14 protein-coding genes and 1 riboswitch are annotated in these 13,935 nt (G+C 62.7%); of the genes, 2 read left to right on the top strand and 12 right to left on the bottom strand.

Annotated elements, in window-relative coordinates; genetic code table 11:
- The first annotated feature begins 132 nt into the window (after positions 1 to 132).
- The gene (locus ACFPLB_RS01865; protein ID WP_378227550.1) at positions 133 to 330 is read left to right on the top strand and encodes a hypothetical protein; all 198 of its coding nucleotides are present in this window, start codon (positions 133 to 135) and stop codon (positions 328 to 330) included.
- A 315-nt stretch (positions 331 to 645) separates the two neighbouring features.
- On the opposite strand, the gene ACFPLB_RS01870 is transcribed toward ACFPLB_RS01865, so the two are convergent.
- From ACFPLB_RS01870 to cobO, 8 genes are all read right to left on the bottom strand, one after another.
- Positions 646 to 963, bottom strand: coding sequence for a DUF3817 domain-containing protein (locus ACFPLB_RS01870; RefSeq protein ID WP_378227551.1), 318 nt, complete (start codon positions 961 to 963; stop codon positions 646 to 648).
- Positions 964 to 1,104: 141 nt separating this feature from the next.
- On the bottom strand, positions 1,105 to 1,263 hold the full coding sequence (gene hemP, locus ACFPLB_RS01875; protein WP_378227552.1) for a hemin uptake protein HemP: 159 nt from the start codon (positions 1,261 to 1,263) through the stop codon (positions 1,105 to 1,107).
- A gap of 250 nt (positions 1,264 to 1,513) precedes the next feature.
- Positions 1,514 to 2,296, bottom strand: a complete 783-nt coding sequence (locus tag ACFPLB_RS01880) for an ABC transporter ATP-binding protein (RefSeq protein WP_378227585.1) — start codon at positions 2,294 to 2,296, stop codon at positions 1,514 to 1,516.
- Positions 2,296 to 3,297 carry a FecCD family ABC transporter permease gene (locus tag ACFPLB_RS01885; protein WP_378227554.1) on the bottom strand — a complete coding sequence of 334 codons (1,002 nt, stop codon included), beginning with the start codon at positions 3,295 to 3,297 and terminating at the stop codon, positions 2,296 to 2,298. Before ACFPLB_RS01885 ends, ACFPLB_RS01880 begins: the two co-directional genes overlap by 1 nt.
- Positions 3,294 to 4,169 (bottom strand): ABC transporter substrate-binding protein, encoded by an 876-nt coding sequence (locus ACFPLB_RS01890; protein WP_378227555.1) that lies wholly within the window; start codon positions 4,167 to 4,169, stop codon positions 3,294 to 3,296. Before ACFPLB_RS01890 ends, ACFPLB_RS01885 begins: the two co-directional genes overlap by 4 nt.
- Positions 4,169 to 6,064, bottom strand: a complete 1,896-nt coding sequence (locus ACFPLB_RS01895) for a TonB-dependent receptor domain-containing protein (protein ID WP_378227556.1) — start codon at positions 6,062 to 6,064, stop codon at positions 4,169 to 4,171. The genes ACFPLB_RS01890 and ACFPLB_RS01895 overlap by 1 nt, the downstream gene beginning before the upstream one ends.
- A 186-nt stretch (positions 6,065 to 6,250) precedes the next feature.
- A riboswitch (cobalamin riboswitch) is annotated at positions 6,251 to 6,442 on the bottom strand.
- A 205-nt stretch (positions 6,443 to 6,647) separates the two neighbouring features.
- Positions 6,648 to 8,111 carry a cobyric acid synthase gene (locus ACFPLB_RS01900; RefSeq protein ID WP_378227558.1) on the bottom strand — a complete coding sequence of 488 codons (1,464 nt, stop codon included), beginning with the start codon at positions 8,109 to 8,111 and terminating at the stop codon, positions 6,648 to 6,650.
- On the bottom strand, positions 8,111 to 8,725 hold the full coding sequence (cobO, locus tag ACFPLB_RS01905; RefSeq protein WP_378227586.1) for a cob(I)yrinic acid a,c-diamide adenosyltransferase: 615 nt from the start codon (positions 8,723 to 8,725) through the stop codon (positions 8,111 to 8,113). Before cobO ends, ACFPLB_RS01900 begins: the two co-directional genes overlap by 1 nt.
- A 188-nt stretch (positions 8,726 to 8,913) precedes the next feature.
- Between cobO and ACFPLB_RS01910 the strand changes: the two genes are divergently transcribed.
- Positions 8,914 to 10,227 carry a cobyrinate a,c-diamide synthase gene (locus tag ACFPLB_RS01910; protein ID WP_378227560.1) on the top strand — a complete coding sequence of 438 codons (1,314 nt, stop codon included), beginning with the start codon at positions 8,914 to 8,916 and terminating at the stop codon, positions 10,225 to 10,227.
- 140 nt (positions 10,228 to 10,367) lie between these two features.
- Here the strand turns inward: ACFPLB_RS01910 and aztD are convergent, their stop codons facing one another.
- The 4 genes from aztD to ACFPLB_RS01930 form a co-directional block, all read right to left on the bottom strand.
- Positions 10,368 to 12,167 carry a zinc metallochaperone AztD gene (aztD, locus tag ACFPLB_RS01915; protein ID WP_378227561.1) on the bottom strand — a complete coding sequence of 600 codons (1,800 nt, stop codon included), beginning with the start codon at positions 12,165 to 12,167 and terminating at the stop codon, positions 10,368 to 10,370.
- A gap of 68 nt (positions 12,168 to 12,235) precedes the next feature.
- Complete coding sequence (gene aztC, locus ACFPLB_RS01920) at positions 12,236 to 13,180, bottom strand: zinc ABC transporter substrate-binding protein AztC (protein ID WP_378227563.1); 945 nt, start codon at positions 13,178 to 13,180, stop codon at positions 12,236 to 12,238.
- On the bottom strand, positions 13,177 to 13,317 hold the full coding sequence (locus ACFPLB_RS01925; protein ID WP_378227564.1) for a hypothetical protein: 141 nt from the start codon (positions 13,315 to 13,317) through the stop codon (positions 13,177 to 13,179). The genes aztC and ACFPLB_RS01925 overlap by 4 nt, the downstream gene beginning before the upstream one ends.
- 247 nt (positions 13,318 to 13,564) lie before the next feature.
- Positions 13,565 to 13,879 (bottom strand): hypothetical protein, encoded by a 315-nt coding sequence (locus ACFPLB_RS01930; RefSeq protein ID WP_378227565.1) that lies wholly within the window; start codon positions 13,877 to 13,879, stop codon positions 13,565 to 13,567.
- Between the last annotated feature and the right edge of the window lie 56 nt (positions 13,880 to 13,935).

A 13,935-nucleotide genomic window follows, 5' to 3' on the forward strand; every position in this document is an offset into this window, starting at 1 on the left:
CATAATCAGTCTCCTTGGGGGAGCCTGAATCACATCACAATAATCTAATCAATAGGTCCTGAGCCTAGAATAGTTCTAAAAATTGATTGCTTCAGTCAACTTTACGAACGGAATCACAAGAAGAAGCCTACCATGACCAGAACCTCAAACTGCAACGCGTGCACCTATTACGAAGATCACGTCGCCAATCTCGCAAAGGTCGAAGAGGATTCCGGCCTCTGCCGCTACAATCCTCCAGTCACGCAGCTCGAACCGGACGCGCCTGGTCTGTGGCCAGTGGTCAGCGCCAGTGATTGGTGCGGACACTTCTCGGAAGCGCACGCCTCCTGAGTTTCAACGCCGGGCGTTTCTGTAAAGCGCTGGCGTCGCCTAAAGCGTGTCGCTTTTCTTTCAGATTCACGCGACCCGCTTTAAGCCTTTGTTTTTACGCATGTCTTTATCCCGAAACTGGTGTCCAGTTCGGGAGACAAGCTTTAGAATAACGCCCTGCTATATTCGCTGCAGGGCGTTATTCGTAATAACCAGGCAAAACGCATCAAAATATGCATAGCCTCAATGTTGGGGAAGACCGTGGATGTCGTTCCAAGCCCAATGGCTGGCGTTGTATTCTACTTCCCCTACGATTCTCATGGCCCCGGCTATTCGTCAGGCAGGGACCGCCTCCTGCTGCCCGTCGAGACGCCTCACCCAGGGATCGTTGATGAACGTGCCAAACGGTACGAATGCCGCTACGATAGTCCTGAGCCAACCAGTTACGCCCACATCCCTGCGAATGGCGAATGCCGCCACCATCATGATGACATAGGCGATAAAGGCGATGCCATGGATCCAGCCCACCGGCGGCACCAGCACCGGCCAGTCTGCGAAATATTTGAGCGGCATCGCAACGAGGAACAAAGCCAGCGTCGTGACGCCCTCAACAAGGGCGACCTTTCGAAACAGTTCAAGCATGGTTTGGATCATTTCCTTTTGCCGCAGATCCAGTGACGATATCCGTCGAGGACCAGCCGTTCCGGCTGGCGCTTCAGCCAGACGGCAGATCCGATCTGATGTTGCTGAAAAACGCCCATACCGATTTTGGCATCCTGTAATTTGCCACCCGATCTACTTGTTAAGGATCAGCTTGCCCTGGCGCGTGAGTTTCAGGCGATAAAGCGCACCATCATGCTCGATACCGATCTCGCGCTGGCCGCGCAGGATGGCGTCGCTGGTCAGGATCCGGACGGGCACATCAAGCGAGTTTGACGGCTTGCCAGTTGCCAAGCCCTCCCCGCGCCTGTGCATTCGGAAGACATCATGATTATGCGTATTCATGCCGCGGTATCGCTCTATAATAATTCCTGACTAAAATTATCATGTTATTAGCAGCAAGGGAAGACGGATATTGGCAGAAGTCCAGAAATTTGGTGCCGGGTCGACCAGGACGAACACGTGCTACGCTTCGGCATACCCGGCGACGACAGCGGCTATTCCCGGCTACAAAACGCTCTGGCAGGCGGGATCGCGCGCTGCTTCAGTCCACCCGTTCGGCAAGATCGAGGGGGAGGATGACCGGCGCGCCGCCAGCTTCGGCGAAGAAGGCGCTGACGCCGTAGACGGCTCGCAGGCGCTCCGGCGTCAGCACCTCGGCAGGCGCGCCTTCAGCGATCACGCGGCCTTGCGCAACGAGGACGATGCGCGAGCACCAGCGCGCCGCAAGGCCAAGATCGTGCAGCGAGGCGACCACGCCGCGCCCCGATGCGGCGAGTTCCCTAAATACGCGCATCAGCGCAATCTGGTGCGAGGGGTCAAGGCCAGCGGTCGGTTCATCGGCGAGCAGCAACGGCGTGTCCTGTGCCAGGGCGCGCGCGGTCAGCACACGCGCCTTCTCGCCGCCCGACAATTCGGTGGCCAGACGGCCGCGAAATGACGCCACATCCATGCGCCGCATCGCCTCGTCGACAATTGCGTGGTCACGCGGGCCGAGTGCAGCAAAGCTGCGCTGGTGCGGTGCGCGCCCCAGCGCCACCACCGTCTCGACCGGCACCGCCCAGGCGATCTCGCGCTCCTGCGCCAGATAGGCAGCCTTTTCCGCCCGGTCACGGGCGGAAAGCGTGGCAGCGTCCACGCCGTCGAGGAGCACGGTTCCCGCATGAGGCAGCAGGCCAAGTGCTGCGCGCAACAGCGTTGACTTGCCCGCCCCGTTGGGACCGATCAGGCCGACAAACTCGCCTGCACCAACTGTCATGTCGAGGCCGTCGAGCACGGTCGTGCCGCCAAGCCGGACGCGAAGGCCGGAGATGGACAGGAGCGGCATCATGCCAGGCTCCGTCTTGTACGATAGACCAGCCACAGGAAAAACGGCGCCCCGACGATTGCCGTCAGCACGCCGAGCTTCAGGTCGCGCGACGGCGCGATCAGCCGCACGGCGACATCGGCGGCCAGCACCACGCAGGCGCCGCCGAGCGCGCTGGCCAGGAGCAACCGCGACGGCCGGCCGCCGACCAGTGGCCGCAGGACATGCGGCACCACCAGCCCGACGAAGCCGATGGCCCCGGCAACCGCCGTTCCCGCCCCGACACAGGCCGCGGTACCGAATACGGCGAGGAACTGCACGCGGCGCATGTCGACGCCCATGCTGGCGGCGGTCTCGGCCCCCAGCGTCAGCGCGTCAAGCGAGCGCCCGAGCGAGGCCAGCATCGCCCAGCCGACGAGGATGAAGGGCCCGGCCAGCCATACATGCGTCATCGAGCGGTCGGTGAGCGAGCCGAGCATCCAGAACATGATCTCCAGCGCCGCAAACGGGTTGGGCGACAGGTTGAGCGCCAGCGAAGTCATCGCTCCGGTAAAGCTCGACACCGCAATACCGGCAAGGATCATCAGGAGCGAATTGCCGCGCGCGCCGGCCAGCGCCTGCAAGACGATGACGGCGAGTACCGCGCCCGCCAGCGCCGCCAGCGGCAGCGCCAGCATGAAGGCGGCGGCAAGGCCCGTATAGATGGCCAGCACCGCACCAAGCGAGGCCGTGGCGCTGATGCCGAGCAGGCCGGGCTCGGCCAGCGGGTTGCGCAGATAGCCCTGAAGCACCGCACCCGACAGGCCGAGCGTTGCGCCGATCATCAGTCCAAGAATGGCGCGCGGCAGCCTGATCTCGCGCATGATCAGGCCGATCTCACCGGCCTCGCCCTGAAACAGCGCCGCAATGCTGTCACCGAAGGCGATCGCCGCCGGGCCGACCGTCAGCGACAGCAGGAACAGGGTCAGTGTTGCCAGCGACAGCGCTGCGATCAGCAGCCGGTAGCGTACTGTTTCGCTCATGGCCGTGCCCCGCCCTGCCCTGCCTTGCCCTGCACCGCCGCCCGTTGCAGCAGGAAGGCGGCTTCGAGCGTGAAGGGCGCGCCACAGATCATGTTGGGCGTCGGTGCGCTGACCGGCTGGCTCAAGGCTTCAAGCGCAGCGAAAGCGGGATGGACAAAATTTTCCTGCGCCAGTGCTGGTGCGCCATAATCACGGGAGCTGGAGGCGATGATGTCGGGTCGCGCCACGATCAACATCTCCAGCGGCACCCGGCCGCTGCCGGTGACGCCCAGCGCCTCGCCGACATTGACGAGACCGGCAGCGCGAAAAATCTCGCCAGCGAGCGTGCCCTTGCCAGCGGTGTAGCTGTTGGCGTCGTAGAGCGCGATCGAGCGCCCGCTGCGTGGCGCGGCGGCGAGATCGGCCAGCCCGGCGTCAAGTGCGGCCGCCAGTTCCCGCGCGCGTTCGTCCTGTCCGAGCAGCGCGCCGACACGTAAAATGTTGGTGCGGATATCGTCGAAGGAGCGCGAGGGCGCAAACTCCTCGACCTGGACGCCGAGCGAGCGCAGCAGGCCGACGGTGGCGCGTGAGGAGAAGGTGCCGGCGAGTACGAGGTCGGGCTTCATCAGGAAGATTTCCTCGGCCAGCGCGTGGTTAACGGCGAAGGCCTTCGCCTCCCCCGTCATCGTCGAGGAGTTGGGGTCGCTCGCCAGCACCGAGACCGAGTGAAGCTGGCCCTCGCCGGCGATCAGCATGGCGAGCTGGTCAGTGCAGACATTGATCGACACCACGCGCTGCGGCGCGGGGGCTGCCAAAACCGGTGCAGCCCAAGCGAGGGCCGCCGCCAGCAGCGCCAGCACCCGGATGGCTCTCACTGGCCGACCGCCTGTCATCAGAATGTCCGCGAGAGGCTCAGATTGATCGTCCTGCCGGGGGCGACATAGTTGGGGATACGCTCATATTTCTCGTCGAACAGGTTTTCCACCGACAGCTTCAACTGCGACTGCGGGTCGAGGCTGTAGATCGCCGAAAGATCGACCGTCGTATAGGCTGGCATGCGCTGGGTGTTGGTATGATTGGAGAAGCGGTCACCGACATGGAACACGCCCGCCTTCAGCCAGAGCTTTTCCGTTGCCTGGAAATCAGCCTCGATGGAGGCCCTGAAGCGATCCTGATAGCGGACATAGCGGTCTCTCACCTCGTTGATCGGTCGCCTGAGGTCGAGCGAAGCACGCACGCCCCAGCGATCATTGAAGCGATGGTCGAGTGTCACCTCGAGACCGGTTATCGAGACACGCTCAAGGTTCTCGGCATACAGGCTTCCTATGACGCCGCCCCAGCCGATCTGGTCCTTGATCCTGTTGCGGTAGACGCTGACGTCGAGGCTGGTCGTGTCGGTGGGACGCCAGTTCACCCCCGCCTCCCAGGAACGTGAGCGTTCCGGCCGCAGGTCGGGACTGCCGACGCCGATCTCCGGGTCGTCGTAATAGAGGTCGTTGAAGGTCGGCGCGCGGAAGCCGGTGCCATGCGAGGCGCGCACGATCAGTTCCGGCAGGACGGCATAGCTGGCGCCGATATTGTAGGTGGTGGCCTCGCCGAACTGCTCGTTGTGGTCGAAGCGCAGGCCAGCGTCCACGGTAAGATCGCCGAACTCCAGCGAGTATTGCGAGAATACCGCCGCAAGGTCGCGCTTCTTCACCGCGTAATTGCCGGTGGAGTTGATCTCCTCGCGATACGCCTCGACACCGAAGCCGAGAATATGGTCGACCGTGCCGGTGGCGAAGGATTTTTCCGTTGATGCCAGCATGCCGTAGCGCGTGGTGCCGAAGATGTTCTCGACGGCGACGCCGTCGCGGAAATTCGTTGCCTCATCCTTGCCGGCGCTGAATTCGAGCGTTGATTTCCAGTCCGGGGAGTGGTCGAGCCTGGCGCCGATCTTCCCGCTCAGCGTGTCCCTCTCGGTCTCGTTCAGACCGAGCAGAGAGCCGGGGCGCGGCTTGTTGTCGTATTGAGTGCGCGCCCGCGAGGCGAGGCCGGTGGAATAGATCCGACCCCAATCGTAGTCCTTCGACAGCGAATAGTGCAGCGAGCCGCGTGCAAAGCCGTTATCGTCGGGCTCGTGGCCCGACCAACTCGGAACGGTGAAGTCGTAGCCGCGCGTGCCAAACAGGCTGCCGCCGAAGGAATAGTCCCAACCACTTTCGCTGCGTCCCATCCTGTCAACCGCCAGCGTGCCGCCCCATGGATGCATGACGCCCGCCGTCACTGTGGTGCATGAAGGGTTGCCATTGGCGCAGGGCCCGCCCTGTCTGGTGATGATGTTGATGATGCCGCCGATGGCATCCGCGCCATATTGCGCCGAATGCGCACCCTTGGCGATCTCGACGCGCTCGATCGATTCGAGCGGGATGTTGAACAGCGCCGCCGAGGCGCTGGTGGCGGCGGCAACGCGCACGCCATTGACCAGAACCAGCGTCTGCGATTCGGTGGTGCCGCGAAGCGAGGCCCCGCCAGCCGCGCCCATGCCGCCGTTCAGACTAACCGAGACGCCGGTATGGTTCTTCAGCAATGAGGCCAGATCGGCGGCGGCGGAACGCTCGATCTCCTCCCGCGCAATGACCGTCACCGAAGAGGTGGTGCGCTCCAGCGACGAGGTTCTTCTGAGCGGCGTCGTCACCGTGATCGTATCGAGGACGGTCACGCCGCCCAAATCGGGCAGGCTCTGGGCCTGTGCCGCGCTCGTAAGGGCAAGCGCGCATGCGCCGGCTGCGAATATGGTCCTGTTCATTCTGGTCCCCTGCATCAAGGCCGCGCAGCGCACGCCCCCATGATCCGACATCAACCGCAGGCTGGTCGGGGCAACAGGCTGAAGAAACGAAGGCTCCACCCTGCGGCCGTTCCGGCACGCGGCAACATGACTTTCTCGTGTCACCGCGACGGACGACCGCGCCTGGCCAATACCCCCGTGGCCCGGCATGGGTGACTGGAAAAGGCAGGTCTCCTGACTTCCGCGTCGGCGCTTCCTTCCGCCTTCCCGGCCATGCGGCCAGTGGCGTCGTGGAAGAAAGCTCAGCGGTTACAGTTGCGGGGGCAGTCCGGCTTCGACCTTGCGGTTTACCGTGTTCCCTTTTGATCCGTAAACGGAACCATTTCCAAAAACACGGAAATCACCTGCCACATAAAATGTCAATCCCGCCGCCCCGTTCCTGCGAATGGGTGCTGCTTGCCGTGCATCCGTTCCTGTGGAGAGCAATGGACGAAACCATGCAGGCAAGCAGATGCCGGGGCGACAACTCCCGAAATCCACGGGTAGGAAGCCCGGCGCGACGCAGTGTCGCGGATCGCGTTTCTTACGACGGTGGCGCGGCTTTTCATCTGGCGTGGCTGAGCATTTCGTCTACCGCCAGATGCTTCTCCAGATGGGCGGCGAGCGCGTCGAGCGTCTCCTCAATCTGCCGGTTATAGTCGAGACCGGCGGCCTGCCCGCCGAGCCGCGCCAGCCACGCCGCGCGCTGGGCATCATTGGCGAACACCCCGTGCAGATAGGTACCCGTCACCTTGCCGCCCGGCGTGGTCGCGCCTTCCGGCCCGGCATCGTCGAGAATGGCGAAGGGCCGGGCGCGGTCTTTTCCTTGCGTGGCGCCCATATGCATCTCGTAGCCGGAGAGCGGAATACCGTCGGCGCTGCGGCCCGTCACCGCGCGCAACGTCTTTTCCTTCGACAGCACGGTCGTCACATCGAGCAGGCCAAGACCTTCGGCCATGCTTGTCGTGCCCTCGATGCCGTCAGGGTCGGCAATCGTGCGGCCGAGCATCTGGTAACCGCCACACAGGCCAAGCACATGGCCGCCGCGCCGCAGATGTGCGGCGATGTCAATGTCGAACCCGGCCGCGCGCAGGGCGGCAAGGCCGGACAGCGTCGATTTCGAGCCGGGCAGCAGCACCAGCGCCGCATCACCCGGCAGGGCCGAACCCGGCCAGACGCGCACAAGGTCAACGTCCGGCTCCGCCTCCAGCGGGTCGAGATCGTCAAAATTCGACACATGCGGCAGGATCGGAACCGCGATGCGCACGCGCCCGCCGGACACGCGCGCACCGTCCTTGCGGGTGAGGCCTAGCGCATCCTCCGCCGGGAGCTTTCGCGCGTCGGGAAAGTGCGGCACGAGACCGAAGGCCGCCCAGCCGGTGCGCCGCGCAATCTCGACCATCCCGTCCGCAAACAGCGCGGGATCGCCGCGAAAGCGATTGACGATGAAGCCTGCAATTATAGCCGCATCGTCCGGGTCGATGACCGCGCGGGTGCCGACGAGGCTGGCGATAACGCCGCCGCGGTCAATGTCGCCGATCAGCACCACCGGCACGTCGGCGGCCCGGGCAAAGCCCATATTGGCGATGTCGCCATCGCGCAAATTGATCTCGGCCGGGCTGCCCGCACCTTCGACCAGCACAATGTCGGCCTCGGCGCGCAGCCTGTCAAAGCTGTCGAGCACATGGGGCATGAGCTGCCGCTTGATGTCCTGGTAGCGGGCGGCGTCGGCATTGGCAAACACCTTGCCTTGCACCACCACCTGCGCGCCGACATCGCTTTGCGGCTTGAGCAATACGGGGTTCATGTGCACACTGGGCGCAACGCGCGCGGCCAGCGCCTGAAGCGCCTGTGCGCGACCGATCTCGCCATCCTCGGCGGTCACTGCGGCATTGTTCGACATGTTCTGCGGCTTGAAGGGCAACACCTTGAGGCCGCGCAGGGTGAGCGCACGAACGAGCCCGGCAACGATAAGCGATTTACCCACATCCGAGCCGGTGCCCTGGAACATCAGCGCCCGGGCGGTCATCAGAACTCGACGCCAGCCTGCGCTTTCACCCCAGCGGCAAAATGATGCTTGACCAGCCCCATTTCGGTAACGAGGTCGGCAGCCTCGATCAAGGCTGGCTTGGCGTTGCGGCCCGTCACCACCACATGCAGGTCGTCACGTCGCGCCGCCAGCGCCGCCACCACAGCGTCGAGATCAAGATAGTCGTAGCGCAGGGCGATGTTCAACTCATCGAGGATGATCAGCCCGAAGGCCGGATCGGCCATCATGGCGCAGGCCTTGTCCCATGCCCGGCCAGCCGCAGCGATATCGCGCGCAAGATCCTGCGTATCCCAGGTAAAACCCTCACCCATCGAATGCCATTCGACGAGGTCGCCAAAGGCTTCGAGCGCGTCCTTCTCGCCGGTATGGCGCGCACCCTTGATAAACTGGACAATTCCGACGCGCCGACCGTGGCCGAGCATGCGCAGCGCCAGTCCGAAGGCCGCCGTTGACTTGCCCTTGCCCGGGCCGGTGTTGACGATCAGCAGTCCCTTCTCGATCGTCTTTTGCGCGACCTCGGCGTCCTGAACCTGCTTGCGCCGCACCATCTTCGCCTTGTGGCGTTCGGCCGCTTCGGGCGTCACGTCCTTCATCTCGAGCCATCCTTGCTTGTTGCCGGGGTCGGAAAACGGGCCGATAATAGACCAAAGCGACAGCCCCGCAAGGTCCGCCATTATACCCGCTATCATACATTGACAGGGTCCGAACCTGCCACCTAAATATTGAAAAAATCCCAAGGGAGGCGAGTTCGCGTGGTGTTGCGTTTTTTGGAAATTCGGCGGTGACCGCGCGTGGCTTCATTGTCGGCGCGGATCGTTCCGGTGCGGGAAAGACCTGCGTCACCATCGGCCTGATGCGCGCCTTCGCCCGCGCCGGGCTCGCCGTGCGCGGGGCGAAATCCGGCCCGGATTATATCGACCCCAGCTTTCACCGGGCCGCAACGGGGCATCCCGGCGTCAACCTCGACAGTTGGGCGATGGAGCCGACCCTCATCGACAGGCTCGCGGGCCAGCAGGCGGCGGGGGCCGATCTTCTCGTCGTCGAAAGCGCCATGGGCCTGTTCGATGGCATACCGGGGGCGCAAGGCAGGACTGGCGCAGCCGCCGACCTTGCCCGCCGCCTCGGCCTGCCGGTGCTGCTCGTCCACGATGTCTCCGGCCATTCCCGGACCGCTGCTGCGATCGTGCACGGCATGGCGGCCTATGATCCGGGCGTAAAAATCGGCGGCGTGGTGTTGAACAAGGTCGGCAGCGAACGCCATGAAATCCTTGTGCGCGACGCCATCGAGAAGGCCGGCATTCCGGTTCTCGGCACGCTGCGGCGCAACTTGGAGATGGTCCTGCCGGAGCGGCATCTCGGGCTGGTGCAGGCGGGCGAACATGCCGCCCTTGATGCTTTCATCGAGCGGCTGGCCGACAGGGTCGAAAAGACGCTCGATCTTGCGGCCATAAAGGCGATGGCCGCGCCGCTTCACCTCGCCACCGGCAGCACGGCACATGCATTGCCGCCGCCGGGCCAACGCATCGCGCTCGCCCTTGATGAAGCTTTCTCCTTCGTCTACCCGCACATGCTGGATCACTGGCGCGACGAAGGGGCCGAGATCGTGCCGTTCTCGCCGCTTGCCGGCGAAGGGCCGGATCCGTCCTGCGACGCAGGCTGGCTGCCTGGCGGCTATCCCGAGCTTCATGCCGGTCGGCTGGCTGCGGCGTCAACTTTCCGCGACCGGCTCACCGCCTTTTCACGCACCCGGCCCGTCCATGGCGAGTGCGGAGGCTTCATGGTGCTGGGCAAAGAACTGGTGGACGGCGAAGGCATCACCCACCGCATGACCGGCCTGCTCGGTCACACGACGAGCTTTACGGCGCGGCACATCACTCTCGGCTACCGGCAGGCGCGGCTCATGGCGGATTGCCCGCTCGGCCGTGCCGGTGCGACGATAAACGGCCATGAATTCCACTATTCCAGCCTCATCGAAAGCGGCGGTGACGCCCCTCTCGCCGACCTGTCCGACGGAGAGGGGCGCAGCCTCGGCCCTGCCGGTGCAAGGCGCGGCAACGTCACCGGCGCCTTCTTCCACGCCATCGCGCAAGGCTGAAGACGGCACAACCGTGGCGACAATCTTGGGGACCTGTCGCATTTTCATGCCGCTCCAGGTGCTCATTTATGCCAGCTTCCGTTCGAATGCACCCGGCTTTTGCGGCCGGGCGCTGATCATGTCGGGAAGAAAATTTGCGGTCAGTGCGCCTGCATCTCCCGCACGATCTCCTTCGCATCGAGGGAGGACGGGTAATAGGTCGGCCAGTTGGTCACTTCCTCAAGCAGAGCGGCGCGATCATCGCCCCAATAGAGATGATAATGATCAGCCGCATCCGGCGCGATCCTGTGGTCGCTGAACTGGATATATTGCGGCGCACCTTCGTCTCCTTCGGTCTTTTTGAAGATGAAGCGCACGCCGCGATTGCCTTTCTCATAGGTCAGGATTTCATAGCCGTCGCTGGCATAGCGGGCCTTTAATGGCTTGCCACCCTCAAAGAATGTCACGGCATCATCCTCGATCGTGATGCGTTCAACATTGGTGCGGTAGCCGATCTCGTAATAGGCCTTGTATTCATCGGCGCTCTGGTCACCGTGTTCGGCCTTGTGGGCCATGACCGGATCGAGCGTGCCGTCCTGCAAATAGGGATAGACCGACTGCCAATCGCCAGCCCAGTCCGTCAAGGCGCGCTCCTTGACCTGATCATCCTCAAAATAGCCCTTGTAGATCTGGTCATCGCCGTGATCGTGAGCATGGTCGTGGCTGTGCGCATGATCTTCTTCACCGTCGTGAGCATGAACCTTGCCGCTGCCGCCGACAGCGACGATGTTGAACGGCTTGCCGTCAACGGCGATCTCGCCGGTGCGTTCAAAAGTTGCGGCATCGACCAGAAGCAGCTTCGCATTCAGCGGATCGGTGACGACGATGTTGCCGCCAGCAACCGCAATGCGTGGGCGCGGGTCGTTCCAGTGGCCTTCCATCGAATAGGGCCCGGTCAGCTTCAGCGACTGGGTGATCTTGCCGTCAAGCACGTCGAGTTTGTGCAATTGCCCATCCTCGGTGATCACATAGGCGAAGCGCGAGCGGATCGGATCAACGGCAAAGTGCACGCGCCTGGTTGGAAGCTGAACCAGCTGGAAGCCAGCCGCACCTTCCGAAGGATCGACAAGGATGAGGCGGTCAGGGCCGTAATTGCCAATAAAATACTGCAATCCCCTGCCGCCGATCAGCGTCGAGGCACTGCCTTCCGGCAGCGATGGGGCATAGGGCAGATGCTCAATGGTGGGCGCGTCGCCATCCTGCCTGATCAGCAGCAGGCCGGTGTCGCAGGCAAGCGCATAAAGGCTGCCCGACCCCGCCGAACCGTGCAGGCCCGGACAGGCCACATCGTCACCAACCGCATTGCCTTCAAAGTCGACCACGCGCGCACCGACCGGGCGCTTCGACGCGTCTTCCGGGTTCGGGATCGAGACGACGACATGGTTTTGATAGGGAACGCCGACGCCATGATGCGGCGTCACCACATTAGCGGTACGCACTTCCAGTTTTTCGTCGAGCGCGGCCTTTTCGGTAAAGACACGAACTTCGTCCTCACCATCGAACCATTGGGCGATGTTGCCCTGCAACTCCACGAAATGCGCTGGCTTGTCGCCGTCGATGTGGACGTGAAGCAGTTCGGCATCATCAACATCGATGTCGGCATGATCGCCATGATCATGGAATGAAATGCCGGTCGAGATGGCGTTGACCTCTCCTTGCGCCCCCTGAGCCGCGAACACCGTCTCGCCGCTCGACGAGCGGTGCAGCGCCGCCGGTCCCTTGACCGTGAAGGTTTCAAGCAGCTTGCCGTCAAGCGCATCGATGACCTTGACGACCGGTTCCGCATGGTCGGCAACGAACAGCCGCCATGCCGTGACATTCTCCTCGTCCGCAAAGGCCGCGCTCCCGCCGAAGGCGGCGGCGATTACAAGCACTGACGCCCCCAGGAATAATCGTCTCATTTGCCTCTTCTTTTTAATGTTATTACATTACATATATGGGCCGCATTGACCCTGTATTGGCAGAATGCTCAGCCGCCCTTCATGGCGGCGGTGAGCGTTTGGATGTTGTGACGCATCATCTCGACATAGGTGGGCGCCGGGCCGTCCGGCTGCGAAAGCGCGTCGGAATAGAGCGTTCCGCCAGGCGACAGGTCGGCCTCCGACGCGATCTGCTCGATCAGGCGCGCGTCAGTGATGTTTTCAGCAAAAATGGCGGACGCCCGCTTTTCCCGGATCTCGTAAATGAGCGACGCAACAGCCGCCGCAGACGCTTCCGATTCGGTGGACACGCCCTGCGGCGCAAGGAAGCTCACGCCGTAATCACGCTCGAAATAGCGGAAGGCGTTATGGGCGACCACTGCAACGCGCCGGTCGTGGGAAATAGCGGCGACTGTCCCCTTTATCTCCTCATCGAGGACCGTCAGTTCATCAAGATAGGCGTTTGCGTTTGCCTCATAGCTTGCGCAGTTCTTCGCATCGGCAGCGCAGAAAGCACGGGCGATGTTTTGAACATAGATTCGGGCGTTCGCGACAGACTGCCACGCATGGGGATCGTTGGGCGCGGCGTGGAAAATGGCCTCGCCATTGACGTAGTGATAGTGACCGCCATCCGGATCATGAAGAATGTCCGCGCCTTGCGTAAGCACAATGATCTGTGCCGAGGTTCCGCTCGCCTCGACAAGACGCTGAAGAAACCCCTCGAACGACAGCCCGTTCACCAGCACGATATCGGCACGGGCAAGCGCGATGGCGTCGGCTGGCTTCGGCTCGTAGATATGCGCATCGCTGTCAGGGCCGACGAGCGTCCTGAGTTCGATACCGTCGCCACCGACAATCCGCGCAAAATCACCGATGATGGAAAAACTCGCCACCACGGAGAGCCTGTCCGCTTCCGCCCGCGCCGGCAACGAACTGCAAGTCAGTATGATAATGATCAGGCTTACGGCAAGCTTCGTCAGTTTTGTAACCGTCATCTTGATATCTTCTCGTTGTCAGGAGGTGCGGTGCGCCGCGCGGGCTGGCGATCACCGATACGAAACAGGCCACGCAAGCCGACAGGATGATTGCCGGGCAAGATGGTGTGCGACATGGCATCGCCCGTCAGACTCATGCGGCCCTGCGCATGACAATCCCCTTACCGTCTGATCTCAACTGTCTATTGGGGAACTCTGATATGTAATAACATTACATATTGCAACCACTAAATGGCTATCATGATGAAATGCCCAGGCAGGGTCGGCGGCTTTACGTCACCGGTGCACGACACCGCAGGTCACTGCGTCTCGTCAATTATGCTGCAAACAGGATTATGGTTGCGTTCGGGAACAATCATCCAGGCGCGCCGTGGCCGGGACCGCTCAGGCAGTGCCGGCTATGCGCATCCGTCTGAGATCGTCTCTGCGATGGGATTCGCACGCTGTCATCAGCGCCATGCCAAGGACCTCGACATCGTTTGTGTAATGAGGCCGCCAGCCGCAGGGACAGGGATGGACGCCGCTATGCGCCTCGGCCATCTCGCGGTAGATCGTGCCGATTGCGCGCGTGGCCAGTCGCAAAACCGCCATTGGCGGAAGATTTGTCTTCTGCATGACCTGGCAAAGTTCATTGATGATCGTGGCGCGGATATGCGCTTCGGCCTCTTCCTGACGGCGCTCGACCTCTGACTGGGACACTCGTTACTCCATTCTTGGTGCAGGGCGCTGGCGTCGCGCCAGATTGTCAGCCCGCC

Source organism: Aquamicrobium segne (assembly GCF_042656785.1).
In the GTDB taxonomy this organism is placed as follows: domain Bacteria; phylum Pseudomonadota; class Alphaproteobacteria; order Rhizobiales; family Rhizobiaceae; genus Mesorhizobium; species Mesorhizobium segne.

What these genes read in the sequence shown, in the direction of transcription:
- aztD (WP_378227561.1), bottom strand. Translation starts at nt 12,167, where the DNA reads ATGAGACGATTATTCCTGGGGGCGTCAGTGCTTGTAATCGCCGCCGCC.
- ACFPLB_RS01880 (WP_378227585.1), bottom strand. Translation starts at nt 2,296, where the DNA reads ATGCCGCTCCTGTCCATCTCCGGCCTTCGCGTCCGGCTTGGCGGCACG.
- ACFPLB_RS01925 (WP_378227564.1), bottom strand. Translation starts at nt 13,317, where the DNA reads ATGAGTCTGACGGGCGATGCCATGTCGCACACCATCTTGCCCGGCAAT.
- ACFPLB_RS01890 (WP_378227555.1), bottom strand. Translation starts at nt 4,169, where the DNA reads ATGACAGGCGGTCGGCCAGTGAGAGCCATCCGGGTGCTGGCGCTGCTG.
- ACFPLB_RS01870 (WP_378227551.1), bottom strand. Translation starts at nt 963, where the DNA reads ATGATCCAAACCATGCTTGAACTGTTTCGAAAGGTCGCCCTTGTTGAG.
- cobO (WP_378227586.1), bottom strand. Translation starts at nt 8,725, where the DNA reads ATGAAGGACGTGACGCCCGAAGCGGCCGAACGCCACAAGGCGAAGATG.
- ACFPLB_RS01895 (WP_378227556.1), bottom strand. Translation starts at nt 6,064, where the DNA reads ATGAACAGGACCATATTCGCAGCCGGCGCATGCGCGCTTGCCCTTACG.
- ACFPLB_RS01865 (WP_378227550.1), top strand. Translation starts at nt 133, where the DNA reads ATGACCAGAACCTCAAACTGCAACGCGTGCACCTATTACGAAGATCAC.
- ACFPLB_RS01900 (WP_378227558.1), bottom strand. Translation starts at nt 8,111, where the DNA reads ATGACCGCCCGGGCGCTGATGTTCCAGGGCACCGGCTCGGATGTGGGT.
- ACFPLB_RS01885 (WP_378227554.1), bottom strand. Translation starts at nt 3,297, where the DNA reads ATGAGCGAAACAGTACGCTACCGGCTGCTGATCGCAGCGCTGTCGCTG.
- aztC (WP_378227563.1), bottom strand. Translation starts at nt 13,180, where the DNA reads ATGACGGTTACAAAACTGACGAAGCTTGCCGTAAGCCTGATCATTATC.